Raw genomic sequence first — 25,571 nt, forward strand, 5'->3', positions numbered from 1 at the left:
GTCAGTCTCCGGGCTCGTCGGGTTCCTGGGTCAGGGGCAGGGCCGTGGCGAGCTCGTAGTGGAACCGCCGCTCGGCACGCCCGGCGGTCAGCCACAGCTCATCGCCCTTGTCGGTCTCGATGATCCGGCCGCTCCACGCCCGCTCCCCGGCCGCGTCGACCAGTTCGCGGCCGACCGAGGCGATGGCTCGGCGCACCTGGCGCTGCCATTTCCGCCGCTCCTCCCGTGGAGAGGAATCGGAGGCCAGCCCCGCCAGCCACACCCGGAAGAGGTGGTCGAGTTCGCCGAAGCCCCGGTCCCGGGCCTGCGCGCGCGGGGCCTCGGCGTCCAGGCCCGCCGCACGGGCGATACCGGTGGCCAGGTTCCCCAGGGCGAAGACCGCCTGATCGGCGTCCGCAGCGGCGTCGACGGCCGCCTGCCGCAGCTGCGCGGAACGGTCGGCCAGCAGGGTGATGCGCATGTTGACCCTGTCGTCGGTCACCTCGTCGATGACCGACTGCTGGGTCCCGTACCTGGCCCCCACGGTGCGCACGGACACGGGATGGTCCTCGGGGAGCGCCCCGTCGTTGGCCAGGCGGGCGGCCCACTCCACAAGCCCCGGGCGCAGGCGCTCGGCGGCCTCGCCCCGCTGGCGCCCGGCCCGGCCCTGCAGCAGCGATTCCAGGCCCCGCCAGGCGCTGCGGGCCGGATCGTGCTCGGCGGGCATATAGACCTGGTTCTTTCCCAGCTTCTTCTCCTGGGCCGGGCTGCGCCGCCAGGCGGTCATCGGTTCGCGGTGGTGCTGGTTGGGCGCGTCCAGCGGGTCGCCGTAGCACAGCAGCACCCCGTGGACCCCGTCGTCATCGGCGAAGAGGCGGATGCGGCGGCCCTGCCAGGTGTACAGGTCGCGCAGGCCGTAGGGGCGATAGACCTGCTCGGCGCCGCGCAGTGCCGCCGCCCCGGCGGGCGGGAGGGCCCACGCCGGTCGGTCCTGGTCGTCGGTGCGGATGTCGGAGTCGAAGGCGATGAGGTTGAGCAGCAGCGTCTCGCGCAGGTCCCGGCCTTCCAGGAAGACCCCGCCGAGGTTCCCGGCCCACCCGACACCCTGGGGGTAGCCTTTGCCGTTCTTCACCCGCGCATCACCCACGGCTCCGGACTTGATACCGGAGGGGTCGTAGGCGTGGGCGTGCACGAGCCAGCGCGCCGCTTCGGCGAAGCCCAACCGCTGGGCGCCGCGGGCCCGCATGGTGAAGAACGGGGCCCCGTTGGGCACGTCGGCGACGATCCGGTCCAGGGGGAAGAACTCGTTCTTGGCCGTGTGCAGGTCTGCGACCTGCATGAAGGGGGCCTTGGGGTGCAGCAGGTCGAATCGGTCGCGGTGTCGGCCGAGGTAGTCGCGGATCTGCTGGACGGGTAGCTCCTTGGCCTCCCACAGCTCCTGCCACTCCCCCACGTCGGCGGGCCCGTCGAGGGCGTCGTGCAGGACGGCCAGCAGCAGGCGCAGCAGGGCGAACTCCTGGGTGGGAAGGTCGCCCACGATGCGGCGGATGCCGTTCGGGCCGCTGTCGGCGCCCTCGAAGACCTCGGTCAAGGACAGCTCGGCTTCGCTGCCGTCGCGCCTACGCACCGGGATCCAGGGGCGCTCGGTCAGGTCGAAGCCTGTTGCGCCGCCGTCAGTGGGCATCGGTCACCTCAAGACCGTCCTCGTGGGAGTAGTGCACGTCGAAGCCTGCCAGGCGGGTCCGACAGTCCTCGTCGAGGATGAGAAGGAGCTCTCCGGACACCCAGTGGGCGTCCTTGTCCTGCCAGGCCGGGAAGAGGTTCTGCTCCAGCTCCCCGATGACCCGGTCGATCACCCAGGGGGCGACCAGCGGGAAGGGCAGGCGCACCGCGCTGGCGGCGGCGATGCGCCCGGCCTCCTCGGACGGGGCGAAGTCGGTGGGAAGCTCGATGCCGCCCCTGCCCTCCCCCAGGCCGGGAAGGGTCGTGAGCACGCCGTCCGCACGCCGCCGCAACAGCAGCACCTCCAGGCTCTCCCCCGCGTCGCGCACCTGCGCCCGGCCCCGCGGGGTGTCGTCGGCGTCCCCGACCCCGGCCTGGACCCACCCGATGAGCGAGCGCCCCGCCCGTGCGGGCGCGCCGAGCACGAACGCGCGCGCCTCCTCGGTCTTGGCCGCCTGCTCGACCTCGTGCGACTCCCGCGCCTGCTCCAGCGCCTCCTGCCACTCGGGGGGACCGATCGGATCAGGTCCGTAGGCGCCTTGGACCAGGCGGTCGATGTCGTCGGGCAGGACCACCGACCCGCCAGCGGAGCCTCGGCCGTCGTCGGCCTGGAGGAGGGGATCGAGCGCCGCGGCCGCACGCAGCAAGGGGTAGGGGCGGTAGACGAACTGCGACCCCGAATCCGGCTCGGGCGGCTGCTTCGCCCAGGCGGTTCCGGTGATCAGGCAGCGGGCCGTGCGCAGCCTCTCGGGGCGCTCGTGCTGGCCCTCACCGCGGAGGTGGCGGTGCAGGCGGCCCATGCGCTGCAGCATCAGGTCGACGGGGGCCAGGTCGGTGACCAGCAGGTCGAAGTCGATGTCCAGGGACTGCTCGGCCACCTGGCTGGCGACCACGATGCGGGGGTGCTCGGGGCGCCGTCCGCCGAGTTCAGCGACCTTGGCCGACGGCCCGAAGGCCGCCAGTAGCTCCCGGTCCTTGTCCGCCCGGTCCAGGTCGGCGAAGCGCGCGTGCGCGACGGTGACCTCGACGTCCGTTCCGGCGAACCGGTCGCGCAGCACCCGGGCGGCGGCGTGGACCCGCTTGACGGTGTTGCGCACGACCAGCGCGCAGCCGCCCCCGGCCAGCTCGCTCTCAAGACGGCGGGCCAGGACGTCCGGATCATCGTCGAGGCGTTCGATCCGGACCTCGGTCCTGCGGCCCGAGGCCTCCACGGCCTCCACGCGCGGCGCCTTTCCGGGCACGGCGCTGGTCAGGAGCGGGTACCCCTGCGCCTTCTCGACCGCATCGAACTCGGCCGAACCGCGCCGGGCCTGGCAGTAGGCCTCGACCAGCTCCCTGCGGCGGCGCGCCGGAAGCGTCGCCGACAGGACCACCACCGGGACCCGGTAGGCGCCCAGCCAGGACAGAACGGTGTCCAGGTAGGTGTTCATGTAGGTGTCGTAGGCGTGCGCCTCGTCGACCACCACGACCTTGCCCGCCACGGCCAGGTGCCGCAGCGCCAGGTGGCGGCTCTTCAGGCCCGCGAAGAGGAGCTGGTCGATCGTCCCGGCCGCGAAGTCCGAGAGCATCCCCTTCTTCCGGCCCCGCAGCCACCAGTGGGCCGCCAGCCCGCCGCCCCGGCTCTCGGCGGCGTCGCGCTCGACGTCGTCGGCCGATTCCACCCCGGCGAACGGCAGATCGGCGTAGTCGTCGTTGAGGGCCGCCTTCGAGTGCGCCAGGAACACCGACGCCGAACCGTCGAGGCCCTGCAGCGATCCGGCCCAGTCGGCCAGGCGCGAGAACATCGCGTTGCTGGTCGCCATGGTCGGGAGCGCGACGAAGCAGCCACCCGCTCCGGACACCGCCGCCAGGTCCTCGGCGGCCACCAGAGCGGCCTCGGTCTTGCCCTCCCCCATCGGCGCTTCGATGACGAGCATGCCCGGCTCGTCCATGGCCCGCGCGGCAGCGAGCGCGGCCTCCTGGACCGGCCGGACCCGGGTGCTCTCGTCCCAGGAGAAGCGCGCGGCGAACACCTCCTGGGCGCTGCCCTGCGGACGCCGGGGGCGCCAGCGCCCCCTCAGGCCAAGCCGCTGCAGGGCACGGGATACGCGTCCGTCGGCGGCGGAGCCCGCCTGCTGGAAGTAGGGGAACAGAGCGGCGTTGGAGGCGATCCAGTCACTGACGATCACCAGCGCGCTGAGCAGCACCTGGCTCGGCTGCGGCAGTTTCACCGGCGACCAGGCGTCCAGGTGTTCGCGGATCTGGCAGGCGGACGCGGCCGCGTCGAGGAGTTCGCGCTGGACCCGCTGCCACGTGTCGGTGCCCGTCGGCCCGTACAGCAGTTCCGGGTGGGCCAGGGCGTCTTGGAGATCGGCGTCGCTGGGAGGCACGCCGTGGTGGCCGCCGACGACGGCCCCGACCTGCTGCGCGGCCCGCTTGGGCCACCCGCTCTCCTGGAGCCAGGCCACGAGCAGGAGTTGCCCGGCCAGACCGTGGGGGGCGAGTGAGCGCTCTTTGCCCATCTGCGCGGCCGAAGGCATCTTCAGGCCGTGCGAGCGCATGGCCTCGGCCAGCCCTTCGACCTGGCAGGCGAACGCCGGGGTGGCCTTGCCGATGTCGTGCACCATCGCGAGCCAGACCGCCAGCCGTCGGCCGTCGGCCTCACCACCGGGCAGGGCCTCACCAATGCGGGCGCGGACCTGGGCCGGGAGCCACTCGTCCCAGAGGTAGGCCGCCGTTCCCGCGCTGTCGCCCATGTGCCGCCACAGTGGCAGCCAGCCGCCGGAGTCCCAGTCGTGCTTGGCCCACACCGCCCGTGCTGCAGCGCTCAGGTGAGCGCTTAGCTCGTGGGCGTACTCCTCGTAGGGCATGGGGAGATTCAAGCGCACCGAGGCACGCCACATGCTGCGGTTGTCCTGACTGTCCGTATCCGGCCACTCTCGCAAGCCCGTCACGGAGATGCACCCCGATGGCATCGGCGTAGTAGCCCCGCGTGTGTTGGGGCGGCGTTCCTTCGGGGGCGTCGCCCCCTCGCATGTCAGAGCGGGGGCACCTGACCTGCGGCGCTGCGGCGGGGCACTCGGCAGTGTGCCATCGTGTGACACCAAAAGACAGCCTATGCCGTGCTTCCCGGGCCACACACGGGCCAACGGGACAGTATCGGCGCTGGTCAGCGGGTCTCGTCGGGCCACGGCCCGGTGAGCGGCCCGGCCTTGCGGAACGCCTCGTCCAACGCCCGGTTCGCCCGGCGCTCGTCCAAGCGGACCTGTAGGGGATTGGCGGACCGGTCGGGCTCGAACACCGCGACCCGCCCCTCCACGACCGTCGTGCGCACACTCACGCCCCGGATGCGCCCGGCGAGTCTCCCGGCGGCGCGGGCCTCCTGGCGCTGGGCGTCGTCCCGGCAGTCGATGACCACGGCCCCGCTGCGCTTCAACGCCTCGGCGATCCGGTGGGCATAAGCGGTGCGCTCGGCCTTGGCCTCGGCCCTGCGCGCCTCGTTCCGGGCTTGGGCGCGGCGGGCCGTGGGGGCGGCCTCGATGCGGACCACGGGGGCCTTGTCGGTCATAGGGGCGACGCTACCCCGGCCCCGGGCCGCGTGTCCCGGGCCGGTGGGAACCCGTCGCCGCGCCCGGACGGGGTGCTGTACCTGTGCGGGCGCTGCTCCGACGCCCGGGCGGGGCTCGATGCCCCGGCTGGGCGTGGCCCGCCCCGGATTCACCCCAGTTCCCGGCCGCGACGCGGAGGTTGGACGGGTCCGGTCACGCGGGAGCGTCGGGGCGGGGGCCGGGCGGCCGTAAGCTCGGGGCGCGGTCGGGCCCGGAGGGCTCCACCGGCCTTACCCGTCCGGGGCCGCCCGGCCGTAGGGTCCCGCCCCGGCGCGGGAGCGTGGACGGACCCGGACGACCGGACCCGACCGGCGCGGGCGGCCCGAGCATGCGGAAAGGTCACGCTTCCGGGCTTATGGCGGCATGTGTCCGCCGCTGGTGCTGGAATGGCGCGCATGCGGTGGAAGAAGGCGTGGAACGCGGTCAAGGTGTGGGGGCGGCGGTACCTGTGGGTGTGGGCGGTGCCGTTGGCCGTGGTGGTTGTGGGGCTGGTCCTGGTGCTGCTGCTGGGGCCCTTCACCGACTGGGTCGCCGGGCCGGTCGTGCACGACTTGGGTGGCAAGGATGAGGCGGCGGCGCTGAACCAGGTGCGCACGACCGTGTTGCAGGCGGTGGGGGGCACTGCGGCGCTGTCGGCGCTGGTGTTCACGGCCGTCAACTACCGGTTGAACCGGCGGGGCCAGTTCACGGAGCGCTACGCGACGGCGATCGGTCATCTGGCCTCGGACAAGATGGAGGAGCGCATCGGCGGGATCTACTCGCTGGAGCACATCATGCGCGAGTCGGAGCGCGACCACGCGACCGTGGTAGAGGTGCTGTCAGCGTTCGTGCGGGAGAACGCCCCCGCCCCCGTAGAGGCCCCAAAAGCCCCTCCGGATGGCCGGGGCCGGTGGATGCACCCGCCCACTGGCACCCCGGACCCATCCGGGCAGGTGGAGCGCCGAGAGCGGCCTTCCACGGACGTGCAGGCGGCATTGACGGTTATCGGACGCCGTCCCCGACGTCCGGAGGCCAATCCTGTGGACCTTCATGAGACAGACCTCCAGGGCGCGAACCTCTTGGGCGCCCGGCTGGAACACGCGGTCCTGTTGGGCGCCCGGCTCGAACACGCGAACCTGGTGGTCGCCGGGCTGGAACACGCGGACCTGCGGGGCGCCCGACTCGAACACGCGGACCTGCGGGGCGCCCGACTCGAACACGCGAACCTGCGGGGCGCCCGACTCGAACACGCGAACCTGGAAGGCGCTGTTCTCACTGGAGCCACAGGGCTCGACACGGAGCACGGGGGATAGAAGGTCGGGCGCGGCTCCGCCAGCCGAAGCGGAGCGGAGGCCGGAGCGCCCGGACCTGCGGAAACACGGTGTTCCGGGGGTTCTTCCCTGCGCGGGCGGGCGCGCCTGGGGCGAGGTGTGCGGGCGGTGAGCGCTGGGAGCGGCGGGAGGCCGGGGAGCGACGCGGAGCGGGCGCCGTGCGAGCACGCGACGAAGGAGCGCGCGCAGCACGGATGTCCGCGTGAGCGGAGCGACCCACGGCCGCCCCACCGCGAGCACAGCGAAGCCCGCCCGCGCGAAGCGCGGGCGGGCCTTGATCCTGTAGGGAAACTCCTCACACAACCGTGAGGACGCCCTACCGGTGGTGCGCCCCCTGCTACGGGCATGGCCCGAACGGCTGTGGGCCGAAGACACGGGAAAGGTCCCGTCCTACCCTGGGACTGCGAACCCCCAAGAGGACGGGACCTGACTGATGAGTCACGATATCAACCCGGGCGATCGCATACGAGAGCTGCGCCGCCGCCGTGGCATGACTCAGGAACGCCTCGCCGAAGCCGCCCACCTGGCCCTTCCCACGATCAAGAAGATCGAACAGGGCGGCAGTGCGAGGATGGAGACCTTCAACGCCATCGCTCGCGCCCTCGGCAAGACCACGCTCGCTTTCGCCACCCCGGCCGCTCCGACGCCCGGCGACGACTCCCCGGATGCCTCGCTGGCTGCGATCCGCGCGGCCATCAACCCCCCGACCGGCATCACGGGGGACCCCCTGCTCAACCTCGGCAGCGACGAACCCGACCTCGTCATGCTCGGCCGCGCCACGAAGTCGGTGTCGCTGGCCTACTACGCGGACCGATACGACGATGTCGCCCGGCTCGCCCCCTCCGTGATCCGCTCCGCCCACCTCCATGTCCGTGAACTCGACGGGCGCGACAAGGACGAAGCCCATCGCCTGCGCGCGGACATCCTGGGGGTTGCGGGCCGCTACCTGATCCAGGTCCGCCAACACGACCTTGCCCTGACCGCCCTCCGGGACAGCCTGCGTGACGCGCTGGAGATCGGGCACCAGCCGCTCGCAGCGGCCGCGATCTCCTCGCAAGCCTGGGCGCTGATGCGACAGGCCCGGTTCTCGGAGGTGGAGGCGCTGTGTGTGCGCACCGCTGACGAGATCGAACCCCGGATGTCCCGGGCCACCTCCGACCAACTGAGCGCCTGGGGCTGGCTGCTCCTGCGCGCGGGGGCCGCTGCCGCGCGCAACAACCGCGCGGAGGAGTCGCGGGAGTTCCATTCGATGGCGGCTTCGGCTGCGGCCCGGCTCCATGAGGAGGTGGACACCGCTGAGCACCTGATGTTCGGCAGGACCACGGTGCAACTGAAGACCATCGAATCGGAGCTGGTCACCGGGCACCCCGACCGGGTGTTGGAACAGTCGGAGCACGTTCCCGGCGACGTAGGGGAGCGCCTGAAGACGGGGGTGAACAGGCACCGCATCGACCAGGCCAAGGCCCACCTCCAGACCGGTGACCCCGGTGCCGCCCTTGAGGTGCTGCAGGGCCTTCGGCAGGACGCGCCCGAGTGGTTGCGTTACCAGCAGGCGGCCCGTGAAGTCGCTGAGGATATCCTCGCGGCACCCAAGCGGATGCCCAGCGCTGAGCAGCGCGAGTTGGCCGACTTCCTGGGTGTTCCTGTGTAGGGGATACGCACCGTATCCCTTTGCCCTTGGGGCGTAGTCGAAAGGCTGCGCCCCGTTTCTGTTTCCGGCCTTGTGCGCTCCGTAGCTTCGTCCTCATCCCCAATCCCTGGAGGAGCGATGAGGCCGCGAGCGTGGGAGCGCGAGAACCTTCACGGCTGGCCGACTGCGGCAGAGGTGCTGGCCGCCGACTTCCCTGACTGGGAGATCAGCCGCGACCTTCCCGACGACCCCGGCGAGTGGCGTGCGGTGCGCGGCGACGTCGTGCTGTCCGCGCCCACCGTTCCAGAGCTCCGCACCCTGCTGGAAGGGACCGAGGAACAGAAGTGACCAAGACCCCGGCGGCCGGTCGCAACGGCCCCGGGGCGCGGCCCCACCTGGATACGAGGTGAGACGAGATGGACGATATCCCGAAGAACCCCCCACCCGCACCCGGCCCGGGGGGCGAGGGCCTTCCGGACGTTCCGACCGGTATCAGGTCGGCCGCCTGGGAGTGGAACCAACAGCATCCCGGGTGGGTGGCGACCTTCCTGCCCAAGGCTCCGCGCGACTGGCAGTGGGTCGCCGACCGGACACGGCGCCTGGCCCCCGGGGAGCTGGAGCGCGGGTTCCACCCCTACCTGTACGCCCCGGACCTGGACGCGCTGTCGGCGGTGGTCTCGCAGGAGATGAAGGCGCAGGCCGCCGGGCAGCACGCGCCCGCTCCGCCGACCCACCAACCCCCCGGCCCCCCTGTCCCCTGGGGCGGGAGCGCAGCGTGAGAAGGGTGCGCCGCCCCTTGGGCTGTGAGTACGGGGCCGCGATCGCCCGGGTAAAGGCTGCGGCTGCGAGCGCCGGTTACGTGCTGCTCCGCGTCCCCACCCGGACCGGGCAGCTCTACACCCTGCACGACGGGGCCACGCTGCGCTCGGTCATCGTCCGGGTGTACCTGGGCGACATCCAAAGGTTCCTGCGCGATGAGGGCGTAGACGCCTGAAGCCGCCCCCCGCCCGCCGGTGACCCCCTCTATTCCCGGCGGGCGGGTGGGCACCCACCGCCTTTGCCAATGACGGGGCCCGGTGGAGGTCGCGCACCTGGTGCTGGCAGGGAACCGCCGCGTGCTGTCCTATGCCTTCTCGCCCTGACCCCCTCCCCGCGCCCCCTGTGAACGGCCCTACCCGGGAAGGCCCCGCCCTTTGTTGCGCCCTGATGAGGTCCTGGCCCTGTACGTCGCGCTCACCGCTGTGGGCCTGCCCCTTGCCGCGTTCGGGATGCGCCCGGCGCGGCGGCTGGCCGCTCCTGTCGGCCCGTGGCGCCTGTGGCTGCTCCTGGCGGTGCTGGCGGCCCTGTTCTGGGTGCTGCTGAGCGGCCGGGGCGCCCCTGAGGCGCCGCGCCCCGTGGTGCCGCCCGCTGCGGCGGCCCGTGATGTGAATCCGCCCCTTCGATAGCTGAGGATCCCTCGTTGCCGACGACCCCCTTTACCCCCCTGTCCCGACGTGCGGGCGCCCTGCTCGCCTACCTGGCGCCGGTGCCTGAGGCCACGGCCGATCCCGTCCGGCCCCGGCGCTTGTCGCCCTGGGCCGCCTACGGGCTGCTCGCCGTGGCCTACCTGGTGGTGTTCGGCCAGTCCTTGTTCCAACAGGCCCTTGTGCTGGCTGAGGGCTACGTCCCTGAGGTGCGGCCCCCGGGGCCCGATGAGCTGTGGCCGGTGGCCGCGATGACGTGGGCCGAACACGCGGTCCGAGTGGTGCTGGCGCTGTTGATGGCCGTCGCCGCGGCTCGGGCGACCGGCCTGCGCCTGGGCGAGGTGTTCGCCCCGCACGGTCGCAACCGCAAGCAGAGTGCTGCGGTGTTCGTGTGCGCGCTGGTGGCCTACGCCGCGAGTGTCTCGGCCGTGGGCGCGGTGCGCACGGCCACCGGGGCCGAAGGCGGCTTCATCATGCGGGATTTCGGTGACGTCGCGCGGATGGTCGCCATGATGGGGCCGACCCAGGTGACGACCGGCTTCACTGAGGAACTGGTCGCGGTCGGCCTGGTGGTGCTGCTCCTCGGGGCTGCCCGCCGCCCGGCCTGGGAGGTCGGGGCGGTGGCGGTGGTGGCCAAGCTGGCCTACCACGCCTACTACGGCTGGCCCGTGCTGGCGCTGGCCCCGGCGGCGCTGGTGATGGCCTGGCTGTACGCGCGGACCGGGCGCATCTGGCCAATCATTGCCGCGCACGCAGTGTTCAATCTCGGCCAGAGCGTGAAAGTACTCGCCGTGGCGGCCCTGGCACCGTCCATGCTCGGCTGAGGCACCCCCGACCGACAATCTCCCCGAAAGCCCCGCCTGGCCCCTTTGCCCGTCCGCGCAGGTGAAGGGGCTCTTCGCATTTCCAACCATGCCGTGACCTGTGTATTCGTGATTCTGGACATTTTCCAGGGCGCGGGTGAGCATCGATCACAGAAGGCGAACACGCGTTCTAGCGGGACTGCGGGGGTGCCGTGTCTTCTGGGAATCCGAACGGGGTCGATGACAGGTGGGTGGAGGCGGTCCACCGGAGAATGGCCCGGGAGGATTTCCCCTCCTGGCGCGCGCAGGTGGAACGCGTGGGCGGGTGTGTACGGCCGGTTCGGGTGGCCGGGTCGGCGGCTGCGGCGGATGCGGCCTCGGGTGAGGTGCTGGCGGCGTTCACGACTCGGGATGCGCCGGATGGTGTGGTTCTGGTGGCGTGCGGGGACCGGCGGGCCTCGGTGTGCCCGGCCTGCTCGGAGCGCTACCGCCGCGACCTGTGGCACCTGGTGGCCTCCGGGATGCGCGGACGCGACGGCGCGACGGCCGACGACGCGGTGCCCGGGACGGTGGGGGCGCATCCGAGGTTGTTCGTGACGCTGACCGCTCCCAGCTTCGGGCCGGTGCACTCGGCCCGGGGCGGGGCGTGCCGTCCGCGCCGCTCGGGCTCCCGGTGCGTGCACGGTCGGCCGGTGGGCTGCGACCTGGTCCACGAGGCGGACCACCGGGTGATGGGGACCCCGGTCTGTGCGGAGTGCTGGGACTACGCGGGCGCTGTCATGTGGAACGCGCACGTGGGTGAGTTGTGGCGGCGCACACGGATCGCGGTGGGTCGGGCGCTGGCCCCGGCGGCCTCGGCCGCGCTCGGCCGCCGCGTGACCGTCCGCGAGGTTGACCGGCTGCTGCGGGTCTCCTACGTCAAGGTCGCCGAGTACCAGCGGCGGGGGCTGGTGCACCTGCACGCGGTGGTGCGCCTGGACGGCGTGGACCCTGACGCCAGGGGTGCGGTGGTGGCGCCTCCGTCCTGGGCCACGCCCGCCCTGCTGGCCGGTGCGGTCCGCTCGGCGGTGGGCTCGGTGTCCTTCCCCCTGCCGTCGCCGGACGGGGCGCTGCGCTCGTGCGAGTGGGGCCCGCAGCTTGACGTGCGGGACGTGACCTCCACGGGTGAGGACGATCCGGCCAGGTTGGCGGCCTATCTGGCGAAGTACGCGACCAAGACGGCCTCGGACGGCGCCCCGGCCGCGCTGGCGCACCGCCTGCGCCGGTTGGACCTGCCCGCCCTGGTGGCGAAGGTGGGGCCGCACCTGGCGCGGATGGCGGCCACCGCGTGGGCCCTGGGCGGGCGCCGGGACCTGGCTGATCTGCGGCTGCGGCGGTGGGCGCACACGCTGGGCTACCGGGGCCACCTGGCCACCAAGAGCAGGCGGTTTTCGACCACTATGGCGGCGTTGCGGGCGGTGCGGCGCACGTGGCGCGCCCGCCAACGCGTCGAAGAAGGTTCGCCGGACCCGTGGGCGCGGGCCGCGACCGGGGACGCGGTACTCCTCGGCCAGTGGGCCTATGCGGGTTCGGGCTTCACCGGGCTCGCCGATGCGGACCTGGCGGCGGGGATCACGGCCGACCTGGAACACGCCCGCCAGGAGTACCGGGAGCTGTTGGCGCGTGAGGCCGCGCTGGCCCGTGAGCTGTGAGGCGCCCCCGGGCCCCGGCGGCGCTTACGGAGAAAATCCGCGCGCGAAGCGCGTCCGCCCCTTCCCCCTCCTGCGCGCCGGAGGCTTGGCGGTGGCCCCGGCCACAGAGCAGAAACACTGCCGCGCGAAGCGCGTCCTATGCGCCTCGGCGCCCGCCGGGCGAAGGGGCGGGTGGTCGGGGGTTCGGCCTGTGGGCCGCCCGCCGCGTGACCGTCAACCTGATGGAATGCAATTCCCGATTTTTGTTTGGCCTTTTCCGGCCGTTGTCCGTGGCCCGCGGCCGGCCCGTGGCGAATGGCTCTGAGTCGGTTTCTGCGGAGGTGGAGCGTTGAGTGGGGACGGGGTGCTGACCGTGGCCGGTATGGCGCGTGAGCTGGGTTTCAGCCGCCGGACGGTGTACCGGTGGATAGAGCACGGAAAAGGGCCGCGAACGTTCAAGTCCCCCGGTGGAAGCATTCGGATTAACCGTTCGGATTTCATAGAATGGGTGCGATCCAATCAGCTAGACGGAAGGAACCGCGGATGAGTGAGGGTGCGCAGGACATTCAGTTCTGGGAGGTCCGCAAGCGGGCCAACCGGAAAAAGCCGTGGGAGCTGCGGTGGCGCATCGACACCACGGAGAAGTCGCGTTCGTTCCTGACCAAGGAACTCGCGAACAACCACAAAACGGCACTTCACCGCGCGGCCCGGGCCGGTGAGCGCTTCTCGACCGTCACCGGTGAGCCCGAGTCCTGGGCCGCCTCCCGGGAGTCGGTGTGGTCGCTGCTGCGGGACTTCGTGCGCCACGCCTGGGCCCACACCTCCTCGGGCAACACCCGCCGCACCATCGCCGACAACGTCGCCCGGCTGGCCCTTGCGGCAATCGACGACGCGGCCCTCAAGCGGTGCGCGGCCCCCGCCCCGGCCTGGCAGGTGCGCAAGGCGGTGCACGCCGCGCTGGCCTTCCGCATCGTCGCCGGTGCGGAGAAGGCACAGGACCGGGTCATCCCGCCCGACCCGGCCTCGCTGTCGGAGCTGGACCGCCACTGCCTGGCCTGGCTGGAAAGGGTCTGCCTGCCCGTCTCGGACGCGGGCTCGGAGAAGGGGGCGCGCCAGGTGCTGGACCGCTCGGCGATGCGCGCCGACGGCAAAGGCCGGGTGGCCGGTGACACGCTGCGGCGACGGCGCGGGATCTGGTCCAACGCCCTGGACCACGCGGTAGCCCGGGGGCTCATCGGCGCGAACCCCATCGCGGGGGTGCGCATGCGGCGGGCGCGCTCGGCCGATGCGGTCAACCCCCGCACGGTCCCCGACTACGAACAGGCATCCCGCCTCATCCGGGCCCTGATGGACAGCGGACGCGAGCGGGACGGCTACCTGTCGGCGTTCTTCGCCACGGCCTACCTGGCGGGCACGCGCCCGGGTGAGACACGGGGCATACGGGCCCAGGACATCGTGTGGCCGGAAGACGTGCGCGACCCTGAAGCGGTGCCCGGGTGGGGCGTGCTGATGGCCTCGGGCTCGCGTAGCGAGGTGGCCGGGCGCTACACCGACGACGGCGCCCACGGGGAGGACCGCGAGCTGAAACAGCGCGCATCCGACGACGTGCGCCCGGTGCCGCTGTGCCCGGAACTCGTCGGTCTGCTGCGGGGCCACCTGGCCCGCTACGGCACGGCGCCGGACGGGCGGCTGTGGTGGCACGCCTCCCCGCACGGCGAACACGACGTGTTCCCGGGCAAGCTGTACCGGGCGGCCTGGTCCCGCGCCCGTGAGGCGGCGCTCACGCCCTCGGAGCTGTCGCTAGGGGTAGCCTCCCGCCCCTATGACCTGCGGCACGGATGCGCCTCCTGGCTGCTGTACACAGGGGTCCCCGCCCCTGAGGTCGCCCGGCGCCTGGGCCACACGGTCGAAGTGCTCATGCAGACCTACGCCCACTGGTTCACCGGCCAGACCAACGCCGCGAACGCCCTGGTAGACGCGGCCTTGGAAAAGGCCGGGCCCCTCACGGGCCACCACGACGAAAACACCACCCCCGACCGGCGTTAATGCAGGTAGCGGGGTCGCATCGGCGAAAAGGCCACATCCCCGCGTGCGCGGGGAGCAGTCTTCTGCGGCGTCGGGGGCGCCCCACCCACAGGGAACAGCCCCGCGTGCGCGGGGAGCAGCAAGTCTTTCTTATCCTGGCAGATGGAGAATCCGGGAACAGCCCCGCGTGCGCGGGGAGCAGCGGAAGAACATCACTGACAATCGATGTAACCTGGGAACAGCCCCGCGTGCGCGGGGAGCAGCGACGAGGAACCTGTCCTTCACCCAGGTGGACCGGAACAGCCCCGCGTGCGCGGGGAGCAGGACGTCGTGAGCCGGATGCCCGCAGTGACCGCGGGAACAGCCCCGCGTGCGCGGGGAGCAGACTCGGTGACCTGGGGCGATTCACCAAGCAATCTCTTGTTTTCGACAACTTGGCTCATTCTCCGTACTCACCAGTAGGGTAGCCACCGGCAAGCCGATACCGCCTCTCACCCATGATCACGCTCCCTCTCGAGCCTGCCTCGGGCCACCTGACACCGGGCACAGTCGCCCCGGTTCACGTTCCAGGATCCTGCAGTGGCAGTTTTGCACCCGCTCAGGCCGGACGGTTACCGAAACGGCCAGTTCACCGAGCGGCCCTGATGAGGCACGTACCTACATGGCACCGTTCGATCACTCCGCGCTCGCTCTGTGGCCGACCGCTCTTCGGGGCGGGTTAGAGGTTGCGGGCGAACAGGTCCAAGAGGGCCTGCCAGTGGCGGTCCGCGGCCTCGGCGTTGTACGCCTCGGTGTCGGCCATCGTGAATCCGTGGTCGGCCCCCGTGTAGACCTCTGCCCTGTGGCGTACCCCCGCTGCGGCCAGCGCCCGGGTGAGGCGCTCCTGCTGTTCGGGCGGGTTGGCCGCGTCGCCGTCGGCGTGGCCGAAGTACAGTTCGGCGGTGATCCCGTCCGCGAGCAGGTGCGGGCTGTCAGGTGCCTCGGTGGCGAGTCCGGCTCCGTGGAGGCCCGCGGCGGCGGCGACCTTCGCCGGGTGGCTCCCCGCGGTGATCAGGGACAGCCGGGCGCCCATGCAGTAGCCGACCGTTCCGACGGGGTGCCCGTCGGTCTCGGGGCGGGCCTGCAGCCAGGTCAGGTACGCGTCCGCGTCGGCGGCCACCGCCTGAGGGGTGAGGTCGCCCATCATCGGGAAGAGCTTCCCGAACAACGCCTCGCGGTCCTCGTCGGCGATCTTGTCCGGGAGTTCGACCACCGGGGCGCGGCCGTGACGGTAGAGGACGTTGGGGACCAGCACCGCGTACCCCGCCTCGGCGATGCGGTCCGCCATGGCACGCAGCTGCGGGCGCACGCCGAACGCGTCCATGTAGAGAAGCACCGCGGGACGGGCGCCACCGTCACCGGGGTGAGTGAAGTAGGCATCCGCCGTGCCGTCGAGGGCGGGGATGTCGACGGTCGTTCCCAGTGCGTCGGTCATGATGCCGTCCTTGCCTCTGGTGGATCGCTCTCCGACCGAGGACCCTACGACTTCGCCCATGGGCCCGCGAACCGGCCGCGCAGGACGGTCGGGACCAGCGCGGCGCGGCCGTCGATCCCCCGGTCAGCCTGTGCGCGAGAGGGCGTTGTCCAGGAGGACCTCGGCCGCCGCTCGTGCGTGGCGGCCGTAGTCCGGGGCGTCCAGCACCATGGCGCGGCTGGCGGCTCCGTCCGCGAGTGTCACGAGCTGTTCGGCGAGTGCGGCGGGCTCGCGGCATCCCAGTTCCGTCACCAGCTCGGTCACCAGCCGCACCATCAGGAGCTTCTGTTCGCGGGCGTGGGAGTGGACCGCGCTCTGCGGGTCGGGGAACTCGGCGGCGGCGTCGATGAACGGGCAGCCGCGCACCGGGGCCGTGTCGTCCGCGGGCAGGACGAACAGGGCGAGGATGCGCTCCCTGGCCGGGATGTCCTCGCGGGTCAGCACACCCTCCAGGGTGCGCCCCGTCGAAGCGAGGTCCTGCAGGTGGGCGACGACCAGGTCGCTCTTGGTCCGGAAGTGCGCGTAGAGCGTGCGCTTGGACACCGGCGCCTGCTCGGCGACCTGCTCCATGCCGGTCGCGTTGATCCCCTGGGCCGCGAACAGCCGGGCGGCGGCGGCCAGGATGCGCTCGCGCCCCCCGCGCCCCTGCCGTCGAGGCGCCGTCGTCACGGTGCTCATGCCACAAGTGTACGCCTCCGTTTACTTCAGGCGGAGAAAGCGGCTATGGTCCCTCCTGAGGTAAACGGATGCGTTTACTTGAGTCTGAGGAGAGTCCCATGAGCGAACCGGCCTTCACCGAGCTGAGCCACTACGCCGAGAAGCTGATCCGCGGACGCCACGCGACCCGCGCGTTCCGCCCCGACCCCGTGCCCGAGGACACCCTGCGCGCGATCTTCTCCCTAGCGGGCAGCGCGCCGTCCAACTCCAACGCGCAACCGTGGCGGGTCGAGGTGGTCGGCGGCGCGAGGCGCGAACGGCTGGCGAAGGCCCTGCAGGCGGCCCACGCCGAACAGCGCACCTCGGTCGACTTCCCGTACTCCGAGGACATGTACACCCCCGTCCACCAGGAACGGCGGGCGGCCTTCGGCGCCGGGCTGTACGGGGCACTGGGCATCGGCGCCGACGACCATGCGGCGCGCGCGGCCTATGACGCGGAGAGCCTGGGCTTCTACGGCGCGCCGCACGCCGCCTTTCTGTTCGTCACCGGCGACGGCGGGGCCCGGCTGGCCGCCGACGTCGGCGCCTACCTGCAGACGCTGCTCCTGGCCATGGCCGCCTACGGCGTGGACAGCTGCCCGCAGGGCCTGCTCAGCTTCTACGCCGACACCGTCAGGAGCGAACTCGGCGTCCCCGAAGGGAGGCTCCTGGTGGGCGTCTCTTTCGGATACGCCGACGAGAGCGCGCCGGTGAACCGGGTCGTGACCGAGCGGGCCGCCCTGGGCGCGACCACGGCCTTCCATCTGTGAGCCGCCGGGCGCGACGAACGGACGCCTCCGGGACCGACGATGGGATGGCCATCGGGCGCCACCACCGACTTCCGATCTAGCGGAGAACCGGTCATCCGGGCGAGGAAACGGCCGGGATCGGGTTCCTACCGTGAAGGGGACGTCGAAACCGAACGGATTGGACTCCCCGCGATGCCCGCCCTCGAAGCCGCCCCGCTGGCCGACCTGCTCCCCCAGTACGGCGGCATCGCCCTGCTCCTCCTCACCGGGTTCGCCATGCTGGCCTACGTCGTCTTCATCGTCGCCGCGTTCCTCGGCAGCCTGACGTCCCGGCTCGACGTGGGGATGAAGCTCGTGTGGGCCATCTTCATCATCTGCGCACCGTTCCTCGGCGCCCTGTGCTGGTTCCTCATCGGCAGGCGGAGCGCGGCCGCCACGGCCCGGTAAGGCCGCGGAGCCGGTACCCCAGATCCTTCTGCCCGGTCACCGGGCGGCCGGCGATGTGCAGGTTGCCGTCCGAGTCGAGCACCCCGATGGCCTATCAGCGACCAACGGAACCTGGCCCGCCCTCTTCCGATCCGGTGCGGGCACCCGCCGGGCAGGAGGGCCGACGGTCGGTGGCCTGTGGTTTCCTCATCCCATGAGTGTTGAGATGACACGCTTCCTCCGGCTCCTGGACGCGCTGCCCGACGTGGTGCACAAGGAGTCCGCGCAGTGGACCTCCTTCAGCGTCCACGGCAGGAACTTCGGGTACCTCTGGCCCCGCACGCGGACCGTCGGGCTGAAGCAGACGCTCTCCGAGCAGCTCGCGCTCGTGGCCGAGCGGCCCGACGTGTTCGAGGTGCAGTTCACCACCGGGGGATTCGGCTGGGTGGTCGTCCACCTCGACAGGATCGACCTGGACGAGCTGAGCGAACTCGTCCTGGAGGCGTGGCGGCTGTCGGCCCCCGAGGACCTGTTGGAGGACCTCCCCTCGCCGGACGACCTGGTGCAGCACTGACCAGTACGCTTGGACGGTTGCACGACGGCGGGGAGGAAGCGCGGAACTTGGGCGCGAGACTGATGGCGCGGACACTGCGCGGGCTCGAAGAGGTCTCCGCCCGGGAGATCGAGGAACGCGGCCTGGGCACCGTGGAGCGGCTGCGCCACCGCGAGGTCTGGTTCTCCTCCGAGGACCCCGGCCCGCGCGTGCTCGGCCTGCGCACCGTGGACGACGTGTTCCTGCTCGCCGCCACGCTGGACGGCATCGGCCACACCAAGGCCGAACTCGACCGCTTCGCCGCCCCCGCCCGCACCGCCCCCTGGCGCGACCTGCTGAACCTGCGCGGCCGCTGCGGCGGCCCGTCCTCACCCACGCGGATCGACGTGGTCGCCTCCTTCCTCGGCAAGCGCAACTTCAACCGCTACGACATCGAGGACGCCGTGGGCCGGGAGGCCTCCGACGTGCTGGGCCTGCCCTACCGCTCGCGGCGTGAGGGGCGCCCGCCCGAGGACGGCGAGCCCTTCCCGATCCGGGTCACCCTCGAAGGCCCGGAGGCCGCACTGGCCGTCCGGCTCACCGGCCGACCGATGCACCGCCGGGCCTATAAGCGCGAGTCGGTGCCGGGCACGCTGCACCCCCCGCTCGCCGCCGCGATGGCCCGGCTCGCCGGGGTGGGCGACCTCGCGCCCGGCGCGCGCGTGCTCGACCCGACCTGCGGCACCGGCACCATCCTCATCGAGGCCCGGCACCTCGCTCCCGGGCTGCACCTGGTCGGCACGGACGCCGACCCGGACGCCCTCCGCGGAGCCGCGGCGAACTCGGCTGACGCGGCGGAGGAGGACGCGCCGATCGCCTACGCGCTCGCGGACGCCGGGCGCCTGCCCCTCGCCGACGGGACCGTCGACCGTGTCGTGGGCAACCCTCCCTGGGGCCTGCAGGTGGAGCCGCACGGCTCCCTGGCCCGGCACCCCAAGCGGTACTTCGGGGAGGTCCAGCGGGTGCTCAGGCGCGACGGCGGCCGGGCCGTGCTGCTCCTGCACGACCCCGACACGCACCTGCCCCTCGCCGAGTCCGTCGGCCTGCGCGTCCGCGACTCCCTCACGGTCAGCCTGTTCGGCACCCACCCCTCAGTGGTGGCACTGGAGCGCTGAACCCCCATTGCGCCCGCGCAGCGCCGGGGTTAGCATCACCGCAATCGAAGCGCTTCGACACCGTCGAAGGGCGCCCGGAGAGCAGCCGCCCGCCGGGAGGTGAAGGGGGTGCCCGTGTCCATCGCCGACGTCGCCCGGCACGCCGGGGTCTCCCCCAGCACCGTCTCCTACGTCCTCAGCGGCAAGCGCTCCATCTCCGCCGACACCCGCCGCCGGGTCCTGGAGAGCATCCGGGTCCTGGGCTACCGTCCGCACGCCGGCGCCCGCGCGCTGGCCAGCAGCCGCTCCAACACCCTCGCCCTGGTCGTGCCGCTCCGCTCGGACGTGCACGTCCCCGTCGCGATGCGGTTCGCCGTGTCGGTGGTGACCCGCGCCCGCGACCACGACCACGACGTCCTCCTGCTCACCCAGGCCGAGGGCGCCGACGGGCTGCGCCGGGTCGCCGGGTCCTCCATGGCCGACGCGATCATCGTGATGGACGTGGAGATCGACGACGCCCGCATCCCCGTGCTGCGCGAACTGGGCCTGCCCGCGGTGCTCATCGGGGTGCCCGCCGACACCGACGGCCTGGCCTGCGTCGACCTGGACTTCACCGAGGCCGGTCGGCTCTGCGTGCGGCACCTGGCCGGGCTGGGCCACCGGGACCTGGCCTTCGTCGGCGAGCCCCCGGCCGTCTACGAGCGCCGCACCGGCTTCGCCGAGCGCACCCTGGCCGGGTTCCGGGAGGCCGCCCGCGCCCTGGGCGGCCCCGAGCCCGCGGTGCTGCCGTGCGAGCAGACCCGCGCCGCCGCCGAGCGGGCGGCCGCGGAGCTGCTGCGCGAGCACCCCGGCACGACCGGCCTCGTGGTGCAGAACGAGGCCGCCGCCGAGCCGCTGGTCGCCGCGGTGCGCGCGGCGGGCCTTTCGGTGCCCGGCGACCTGTCCGTGGTGGCCATCGGCGCCGACGACGTCGCCGCGTCCGCCACCCCCGCGCTCTCCTCGGTCGGCCTGCCCGCCGAGGAGCTGGCCGAACGCGCCGTCGAGCTGGCCGTCCGCGGCCTGGACGGCGGCACCCCCGCGGGCGTCACCCTGCTCCCGCCGACCCTCGTGGACCGCTCCAGCACCGCGCCGCCCCCGCGCCGCGCCTGACCCTCCCCGCCCCGAGCCACCGGCCCCGACACCCGTCTCCGCCCGCACCGGCGCCCCGCGCCCTGAAGAGCGCGTCGCGCCAGTGCCATCGAAGCGATTCGACCCCTGGAGGCCCACGTGCCCCGTCCCGCACCCCCGACCACCGCCGCCGCCCGCACCGCGCGCCCCGCCTGCGCGCTGCTCGCCGCGGGCCTGCTCGCCACCGCCTGCTCCCCCTCCTCCGACGAGGGCGACGCCTCGGTCCTGACCTCGCTGGACTACAACATCGCCGAGCCGCAGAACGCAGCCACCGCACAGATGCTGGAGGGCTGCGCCGAGCAGGCCGGCGTCACCGTCGAGCGCGAGGAGCTGCCGCGCGAGCAGCTCATGCCGCGCCTGCTGCAGGGCGCCTCCCAGCAGGACCTGCCGGACCTGATGCTCATCGACAACCCGGACCTGCCGCAGGTGGCCGCCACCGGGGCGCTGCTGCCGCTGGAGGAGGCGGGCGTGTCCACGGACGGCTTCTACCCCTCGGTGCTGGAGGCCGGGACCCACGACGGGACGCTGTACGGCATCGCGGCCGGCGTCAACGGACTGGCGCTGTTCTACGACACCGGGAAACTGGACGAGGCCGGCGTCGAACCGCCGGAGACCTGGGACGACCTGCGGTCCGCCGCCGAGGAGCTGACCTCGGGCGACACCAACGGCCTGGCGTTCTCGGCCATCGGCCACGAAGAGGGCACCTGGACCTTCGAGCCGTTCTTCTGGTCCAACGGCGCCGAGCTCACACAGGTCGACTCCCCCGAGGCCGTGGAGGCCCTGGAGCTGTGGGCGGGCCTGGTCGAGGACGGCTCCGTCTCGCAGTCGGCCGTCAACTGGACCCAGGCCGACGTCAAGGACCAGTTCGTCGGCGGCAGGGCCGCGATGATGGTCAACGGCTCCTGGCAGCTCCCGGTCCTCGCCGAGGAGGACGTGGAGTACGGGGTGGTGCCGCTGCCCGTCCCCGAGGCCGGGGCCGAGCCCGCGCCCCCCATGGGCGGCGAGGTGTGGGCCGTGGCGCGCAACGGCGAGGAGCGCGAGGCCAAGGCCGTCGAGGTGCTGCAGTGCCTGGTCGAGGACGCGAACATGACCGAGTGGGCCGAGCTCAACGCCTACGTGCCGGGCAAGGAGGAGCTGGCCCGGACGCTCGCCGAGGAGGACCCCGGCATGGCGCCGTTCGTCGAGTCGGTTCCCAGCGCGCGCTCCCGCACGGCCGATCTGGGCGAGGACTACCCGGAGGTGTCCTCGGCCCTGGCCGACGCGATCCAGTCCGTCCTCGCGGGCGACGCGGACCCTGAGGAGGCGCTCTCCCAGGCACAGGAGTCCGTCCCCGCGTCGTAGGGAGACCCACCGATGCCGTCGCACCGGCTCAGAGGCGCCCTGTTCCTCGCGCCGCTCGCCCTGTACATCGCCGTCTTCTTCGGCTACCCGCTGGCCACCAACGTCGGGATGTCCTTCCGGGAGTACACCGCCGCGTCGTTCTACACCGGCGAGGCGCCCTTCACCGGCCTGGACAACTACGCCCGGCTGCTGGGGGACCCGCTCTTCACGAAGACCCTCGCCAACACCGTCCTGTTCACCGTCGGCTCGCTGGTCTTCCAGTTCGGCATCGGCCTGGCGCTGGCCGTGTTCTTCCAGCGCCGGTTCCCCCTCAACGGGGTGCTGCGCTCGCTGCTGCTGGTGCCCTGGCTGCTGCCGCTGGTGGTGTCCGGGACGGTGTGGCGCTGGATCTACGACCAGGAGTACGGCGTGCTCAACCAGGCCCTGCTGGGGCTGGGCGGCGCCGTGGAGCGGCTGACCGGGTGGGCGCCCCTGGGGGGCGAGGGCATCGCCTGGCTCTCCAGCACCGACATGGCGCTGGCGTCGGTGACCATCGCGAACATCTGGGTCGGCATCCCGTTCAACATGGTCATCCTCTACGGGGGCCTGCAGAACATCCCCCGGCACCTGTACGAGGCCGCCGCGCTCGACGGCGCCGGGCCCTGGGAGCGCTTCCGGCACGTCACCTGGCCGCTGCTGCGCCCGGTCACGGCGGTGGTGCTGATGCTCGGCCTCGTCTACACCCTCAAGGTCTTCGACGTGATCGTGGTGCTCACCAACGGCGGGCCCGCCAACGCCTCGCACACCCTGACCACGTGGTCCTACCAGATCTCCTTCACCGACCTGGACTTCGGAGCGGGCGCCGCCGCGGGCAACGTCCTCATCCTCATCGCGCTCGCCTTCGCCCTGGTCTACCTGCGCTCGGGCCGCACCGCCGACGAAGGGGGAGCACGATGAGGCCCACCCGGCCCACCCGGTCCGCGCGCACGACGGTGGCCGCGCTGCTGATCGTGGGCGTCCTGCTGTTCCCGCTGTACTGGATGGTGAACGCCTCGCTGCAGCCCTCCACCGCGCTGCTGGAGACACCGCCGCGCTGGCTCCCCCTGGGAGGCACGCTCGACGGCTACCGCGAGGCGCTCTCCGGGCAGGGCGGAGCGCTCCTGAACAGCACGGTCGTCGCCGTCGGCACGGTCCTGCTGACGCTGGCGGTGGCCGTCCCCGCCGCCTACGCGCTGAGCCGCTTCTCCCTGCCGGGAGGGCGCGCGATGCTCTTCGCACTGCTGCTGGTGCAGATGATCCCGGGCATCGTCATGGCCAACTCGCTGTATGCGGTCATGAACACCGCCGGGATCCTCAACACCTATGCGGCGATGATCCTGGCCGACTCCACGCTGGCCGTCCCCTTCGCCGTCCTCATCCTGCGCGCCTTCATGGTGACCATCCCGCGCGCGCTGACCGAGGCGGCCGAGGTCGACGGCGCGAGCCCGCTGCGCGTGCTCGTCTCCGTCGTCCTTCCCGTGAGCCGGAACGCCGTCATCACCTCGGGGCTGTTCGCGTTCCTGTTCGCCTGGGCCGACTTCCTGTTCGCCGTCACCCTCAACCAGGACGACGCGACTCAGCCGGTGACCGTCGCGATCTACCGGTTCATCGGCGCGCACACCGCCGACTGGAACGGGGTCATGGCCACCGGCGTGATCGCGTCCGTGCCCGCGGCGGTCCTGCTCGTCGTCGCCCAGCGCTATGTCGCCGCCGGGGTCACCGGCGGCGCCCTCAAGGACTGACACCGCCTCACCCGCCTCATCCGCCTTACGGAAAGGACAGCGCGTGTTCCACGAGATCGACGGGGGAATCGAATGGCGCGGCGGCCACCAGGTCGTCCGGGTCGAGGCCTGGGGCTCCGGCGCGGTCCGCGTGCGGGCCGGTCTGTACGGGCTGACCGACGGCCTGCCCGGAGCGCTGGGCCCGCGCCCGGACCACGACGCCAAGACGGTGGTGGCCGACGACCGCGCGGTGCTCTCCAACGGCGCGGTCACCGTCGAGGTGGGCGCGGACGGGATGCTGCGCTTCCTGCGCGGCGGGACGGCCGAGGAGCTGTTCGCCGAGGAGCGCGCGCACTTCTGGTGGCCCGGCCCGCGCGCGTTCACCTCCACCGGCAACGGCTACTACCGCATCGAGCAGCGGTTCCGCGCCTATGAGGGGGAGCGCCTCTACGGCCTCGGGCAGCACACCCACGGCCTGTTCGACCAGAAGGGCGCCGTCGTCGACCTGGTGCAGCGCAATGCGGAGGTGACGATCCCGTTCCTGGTGTCCTCCCGGGGATACGGCGTGCTGTGGAACAACCCCGCCATCGGCCGGGTGGAGCTGGCCGAGACCGGAACCCGGTGGGTGGCCGACAGCGCGCGGCAGATCGACTACTGGGTGACCGCAGGCCGCCCGGCCGACGTGCTCGCCCGCTACGCCGACGCCACCGGGCACGCGCCGGAGCTGCCCGAGTGGGCCTCCGGGTTCTGGCAGTGCAAGCTGCGCTACAAGACCCAGGAGGAGCTGCTGGAGGTCGCGCGCGAGTACAAGCGGCGCGGCGTGCCCCTGTCGGTGATCGTCTCGGACTTCTTCCACTGGAGCCACCTGGGCGATTGGCGGTTCGACCCCGAGGAGTGGCCCGACCCGGCGGCCATGGTGCGCGAGCTGCGGGAGATGGGCACCGAGCTGATGGTGTCGGTGTGGCCGTCGGTCAGCCCGATCAGCGAGAACTACTCCGAGATGCTGGGCGCCGGGCATCTGGTGGCCACCGAGCAGGGGCCGCCGGTGCACGCCGAGTGGGCGGAGAAGGGCGTCGACGGCCACGTGCAGGTGTCGTTCTACGACGCCACCAACCCCGAGGCCCGCCGGTACGTGTGGGAGAAGGTCCGCGACAACTACCACTCCCTGGGCATCCGCGTGTGGTGGCTGGACGCGTGCGAGCCGGAGATCAAGCCCGGCCACCCGCAGAACCTGCGCTACCACGCCGGTCCGGGCACCGAGGTCGGCAACATCTACCCGGCCGAGCACGCGCGCGGCTTCTACGAGGGCATGCTCGCCGAGGGCGAGACCGAGGTGGTCACCCTGTGCCGCTCGGCGTGGGCGGGCAGCCAGCGCTACGGTGCGGCCCTGTGGTCGGGCGACATCGCGGCGACCTTCCCCTCCCTGCGCGCGCAGATCCGCGCGGGCCTGAACACGGCGCTGTCCGGCATCCCCTGGTGGACCACGGACATCGGCGGCTTCCACGGCGGGGACCAGGACTCCCCCGAGTACCGGGAGCTGCTGGTCCGGTGGTTCCAGTACGGCGTGTTCTGCCCCCTGTTCCGCCTGCACGGCTTCCGCGAGCCGTTCGTCGACCGGCTGGACCCGGACATGTCCNNGGACATGTCCGGCGGCCCCAACGAGATCTGGTCCTACGGCGAGGAGGTCTACGGCATCCTCCGCGACCTGGTGCTGCTGCGCGAGCGGCTGCGCCCCTACGTCATGGAGCAGATGCGCACCGCCCATGAGACCGGCCTGCCTCCGATGCGCCCGCTGTTCGTCGACCACCCGGACGACCCCGGGTGCTGGGACGTGGAGGACCAGTTCCTCTTCGGCCCGGAGCTGCTGGTCGCGCCCGTCACCGAGTACGGCGCCCGCGAACGCGACGTGTACCTGCCCCAAGGTTCCGAGTGGGCCGACCCGTGGACGGGCGACGTCCACCCGGGCGGCCGCACCGTTCGCCTCGCCGCCCCCCTGGACCGGGCCCCGGTGCTGACGCGCCATGGGGCCCGGCTGCCCCTCCGCACCCCCCGCTAAGGAGGAACC

25 protein-coding genes and 1 CRISPR repeat array are annotated in these 25,571 nt (G+C 72.4%); of the genes, 19 read left to right on the top strand and 6 right to left on the bottom strand.

Translation table 11 applies throughout. The features are described from left to right. Position 1: 1 nt before the first annotated feature. The 3 genes from casA to D476_RS0105465 all read right to left on the bottom strand — a co-directional run bounded on the left by casA (position 2) and on the right by D476_RS0105465 (position 5,248). Entirely contained in the window at positions 2-1,663 is a 1,662-nt protein-coding gene (casA, locus tag D476_RS0105455) for a type I-E CRISPR-associated protein Cse1/CasA (protein ID WP_017622954.1), read from the bottom strand. Beyond that, positions 1,653-4,550, bottom strand: coding sequence for a CRISPR-associated helicase/endonuclease Cas3 (locus D476_RS0105460; RefSeq protein ID WP_051061601.1), 2,898 nt, complete (start codon positions 4,548-4,550; stop codon positions 1,653-1,655). The genes casA and D476_RS0105460 overlap by 11 nt, the downstream gene beginning before the upstream one ends. Before the next feature lie 299 nt (positions 4,551-4,849). After that, a complete protein-coding gene (locus D476_RS0105465; RefSeq protein ID WP_017622956.1) occupies positions 4,850-5,248 on the bottom strand; it encodes a hypothetical protein in 399 nt (132 codons plus the stop codon). A 435-nt stretch (positions 5,249-5,683) separates the two neighbouring features. Between D476_RS0105465 and D476_RS0105470 the strand changes: the two genes are divergently transcribed. From D476_RS0105470 to D476_RS0105510, 10 genes are all read left to right on the top strand, one after another. After that, the gene (locus D476_RS0105470) at positions 5,684-6,580 is read left to right on the top strand and encodes a pentapeptide repeat-containing protein (RefSeq protein ID WP_017622957.1); all 897 of its coding nucleotides are present in this window, start codon (positions 5,684-5,686) and stop codon (positions 6,578-6,580) included. A gap of 451 nt (positions 6,581-7,031) precedes the next feature. Next, a complete protein-coding gene (locus D476_RS0105475; protein WP_026123261.1) occupies positions 7,032-8,249 on the top strand; it encodes a helix-turn-helix domain-containing protein in 1,218 nt (405 codons plus the stop codon). Positions 8,250-8,366: 117 nt separating this feature from the next. After that, the gene (locus D476_RS37270) at positions 8,367-8,576 is read left to right on the top strand and encodes a hypothetical protein (protein WP_152529228.1); all 210 of its coding nucleotides are present in this window, start codon (positions 8,367-8,369) and stop codon (positions 8,574-8,576) included. A 68-nt stretch (positions 8,577-8,644) separates the two neighbouring features. Further along, entirely contained in the window at positions 8,645-9,007 is a 363-nt protein-coding gene (locus D476_RS0105485; protein ID WP_017622960.1) for a hypothetical protein, read from the top strand. Positions 9,008-9,087: 80 nt separating this feature from the next. After that, a complete protein-coding gene (locus D476_RS39615; RefSeq protein ID WP_275041538.1) occupies positions 9,088-9,222 on the top strand; it encodes a hypothetical protein in 135 nt (44 codons plus the stop codon). A gap of 202 nt (positions 9,223-9,424) precedes the next feature. Next, a complete protein-coding gene (locus D476_RS0105495) occupies positions 9,425-9,673 on the top strand; it encodes a hypothetical protein (RefSeq protein WP_152529229.1) in 249 nt (82 codons plus the stop codon). 14 nt (positions 9,674-9,687) lie between these two features. Further along, on the top strand, positions 9,688-10,515 hold the full coding sequence (locus D476_RS0105500) for a CPBP family intramembrane glutamic endopeptidase (RefSeq protein WP_017622963.1): 828 nt from the start codon (positions 9,688-9,690) through the stop codon (positions 10,513-10,515). A gap of 251 nt (positions 10,516-10,766) precedes the next feature. Continuing rightward, complete coding sequence (locus tag D476_RS0105505; protein ID WP_338036231.1) at positions 10,767-12,185, top strand: replication initiator; 1,419 nt, start codon at positions 10,767-10,769, stop codon at positions 12,183-12,185. A gap of 328 nt (positions 12,186-12,513) precedes the next feature. Further along, a complete protein-coding gene (locus tag D476_RS36050; RefSeq protein WP_083939421.1) occupies positions 12,514-12,711 on the top strand; it encodes a helix-turn-helix domain-containing protein in 198 nt (65 codons plus the stop codon). Next, the gene (locus D476_RS0105510; RefSeq protein ID WP_017622965.1) at positions 12,708-14,210 is read left to right on the top strand and encodes a site-specific integrase; all 1,503 of its coding nucleotides are present in this window, start codon (positions 12,708-12,710) and stop codon (positions 14,208-14,210) included. Before D476_RS36050 ends, D476_RS0105510 begins: the two co-directional genes overlap by 4 nt. 30 nt (positions 14,211-14,240) lie before the next feature. Then, positions 14,241-14,574: direct repeats of the CRISPR family, unit length 28 nt; unit sequence GGAACAGCCCCGCGTGCGCGGGGAGCAG. A gap of 333 nt (positions 14,575-14,907) precedes the next feature. Here D476_RS0105510 and D476_RS0105515 read toward each other — a convergent pair. Beyond that, complete coding sequence (locus tag D476_RS0105515) at positions 14,908-15,663, bottom strand: dienelactone hydrolase family protein (protein WP_017622966.1); 756 nt, start codon at positions 15,661-15,663, stop codon at positions 14,908-14,910. Between the two features lie 123 nt (positions 15,664-15,786). After that, a complete protein-coding gene (locus tag D476_RS0105520) occupies positions 15,787-16,380 on the bottom strand; it encodes a TetR/AcrR family transcriptional regulator (RefSeq protein WP_017622967.1) in 594 nt (197 codons plus the stop codon). 98 nt (positions 16,381-16,478) lie between these two features. On the opposite strand from D476_RS0105520, the gene D476_RS0105525 reads away from it, so the two are divergent. Both D476_RS0105525 and D476_RS0105530 read left to right on the top strand, forming a co-directional pair. Continuing rightward, the gene (locus D476_RS0105525) at positions 16,479-17,168 is read left to right on the top strand and encodes a nitroreductase (RefSeq protein ID WP_017622968.1); all 690 of its coding nucleotides are present in this window, start codon (positions 16,479-16,481) and stop codon (positions 17,166-17,168) included. Between the two features lie 171 nt (positions 17,169-17,339). Next, entirely contained in the window at positions 17,340-17,594 is a 255-nt protein-coding gene (locus tag D476_RS0105530; RefSeq protein ID WP_017622969.1) for a PLD nuclease N-terminal domain-containing protein, read from the top strand. On the opposite strand, the gene D476_RS40040 is transcribed toward D476_RS0105530, so the two are convergent. Then, positions 17,557-17,676: a hypothetical protein gene (locus tag D476_RS40040; protein WP_394296922.1), complete on the bottom strand. Its 120-nt coding sequence runs from the start codon at positions 17,674-17,676 to the stop codon at positions 17,557-17,559. The genes D476_RS0105530 and D476_RS40040 overlap by 38 nt on opposite strands. Before the next feature lie 111 nt (positions 17,677-17,787). Between D476_RS40040 and D476_RS0105535 the strand changes: the two genes are divergently transcribed. The 7 genes from D476_RS0105535 (at position 17,788) to D476_RS0105565 (ending at position 25,562) form a co-directional block, all read left to right on the top strand. After that, positions 17,788-18,147, top strand: a complete 360-nt coding sequence (locus D476_RS0105535; protein ID WP_026123263.1) for an MmcQ/YjbR family DNA-binding protein — start codon at positions 17,788-17,790, stop codon at positions 18,145-18,147. A 47-nt stretch (positions 18,148-18,194) separates the two neighbouring features. Beyond that, complete coding sequence (locus D476_RS0105540) at positions 18,195-19,280, top strand: methyltransferase domain-containing protein (RefSeq protein WP_040725375.1); 1,086 nt, start codon at positions 18,195-18,197, stop codon at positions 19,278-19,280. Positions 19,281-19,394: 114 nt separating this feature from the next. Then, on the top strand, positions 19,395-20,408 hold the full coding sequence (locus D476_RS0105545) for a LacI family DNA-binding transcriptional regulator (protein WP_040725379.1): 1,014 nt from the start codon (positions 19,395-19,397) through the stop codon (positions 20,406-20,408). A 117-nt stretch (positions 20,409-20,525) separates the two neighbouring features. Further along, complete coding sequence (locus D476_RS0105550) at positions 20,526-21,767, top strand: sugar ABC transporter substrate-binding protein (protein WP_017622973.1); 1,242 nt, start codon at positions 20,526-20,528, stop codon at positions 21,765-21,767. Positions 21,768-21,779: 12 nt separating this feature from the next. Beyond that, positions 21,780-22,703 (top strand): carbohydrate ABC transporter permease, encoded by a 924-nt coding sequence (locus tag D476_RS0105555; RefSeq protein WP_017622974.1) that lies wholly within the window; start codon positions 21,780-21,782, stop codon positions 22,701-22,703. Beyond that, a complete protein-coding gene (locus D476_RS0105560) occupies positions 22,700-23,527 on the top strand; it encodes a carbohydrate ABC transporter permease (protein ID WP_017622975.1) in 828 nt (275 codons plus the stop codon). Before D476_RS0105555 ends, D476_RS0105560 begins: the two co-directional genes overlap by 4 nt. Positions 23,528-23,801: 274 nt before the next feature. Further along, the gene (locus D476_RS0105565) at positions 23,802-25,562 is read left to right on the top strand and encodes a glycoside hydrolase family 31 protein (RefSeq protein ID WP_449289394.1); all 1,761 of its coding nucleotides are present in this window, start codon (positions 23,802-23,804) and stop codon (positions 25,560-25,562) included. Positions 25,563-25,571: the final 9 nt, after the last annotated feature.

The organism is Nocardiopsis chromatogenes YIM 90109, assembly GCF_000341185.1.
GTDB lineage: Bacteria > Actinomycetota > Actinomycetes > Streptosporangiales > Streptosporangiaceae > Nocardiopsis_A > Nocardiopsis_A chromatogenes.

Coding starts and splice junctions, on each gene's coding strand:
- D476_RS0105520 (WP_017622967.1), bottom strand. CDS start 16,380: ATGAGCACCGTGACGACGGCGCCTCGACGGCAGGGGCGCGGGGGGCGC.
- D476_RS0105470 (WP_017622957.1), top strand. CDS start 5,684: ATGCGGTGGAAGAAGGCGTGGAACGCGGTCAAGGTGTGGGGGCGGCGG.
- D476_RS0105505 (WP_338036231.1), top strand. CDS start 10,767: ATGGCCCGGGAGGATTTCCCCTCCTGGCGCGCGCAGGTGGAACGCGTG.
- D476_RS37270 (WP_152529228.1), top strand. CDS start 8,367: ATGAGGCCGCGAGCGTGGGAGCGCGAGAACCTTCACGGCTGGCCGACT.
- D476_RS0105465 (WP_017622956.1), bottom strand. CDS start 5,248: ATGACCGACAAGGCCCCCGTGGTCCGCATCGAGGCCGCCCCCACGGCC.
- D476_RS0105560 (WP_017622975.1), top strand. CDS start 22,700: ATGAGGCCCACCCGGCCCACCCGGTCCGCGCGCACGACGGTGGCCGCG.
- D476_RS0105515 (WP_017622966.1), bottom strand. CDS start 15,663: ATGACCGACGCACTGGGAACGACCGTCGACATCCCCGCCCTCGACGGC.
- D476_RS0105535 (WP_026123263.1), top strand. CDS start 17,788: ATGAGTGTTGAGATGACACGCTTCCTCCGGCTCCTGGACGCGCTGCCC.
- D476_RS0105485 (WP_017622960.1), top strand. CDS start 8,645: ATGGACGATATCCCGAAGAACCCCCCACCCGCACCCGGCCCGGGGGGC.
- D476_RS0105525 (WP_017622968.1), top strand. CDS start 16,479: ATGAGCGAACCGGCCTTCACCGAGCTGAGCCACTACGCCGAGAAGCTG.
- D476_RS0105475 (WP_026123261.1), top strand. CDS start 7,032: ATGAGTCACGATATCAACCCGGGCGATCGCATACGAGAGCTGCGCCGC.
- D476_RS0105555 (WP_017622974.1), top strand. CDS start 21,780: ATGCCGTCGCACCGGCTCAGAGGCGCCCTGTTCCTCGCGCCGCTCGCC.
- casA (WP_017622954.1), bottom strand. CDS start 1,663: ATGCCCACTGACGGCGGCGCAACAGGCTTCGACCTGACCGAGCGCCCC.
- D476_RS0105530 (WP_017622969.1), top strand. CDS start 17,340: ATGCCCGCCCTCGAAGCCGCCCCGCTGGCCGACCTGCTCCCCCAGTAC.
- D476_RS0105460 (WP_051061601.1), bottom strand. CDS start 4,550: ATGCCCTACGAGGAGTACGCCCACGAGCTAAGCGCTCACCTGAGCGCT.
- D476_RS0105510 (WP_017622965.1), top strand. CDS start 12,708: ATGAGTGAGGGTGCGCAGGACATTCAGTTCTGGGAGGTCCGCAAGCGG.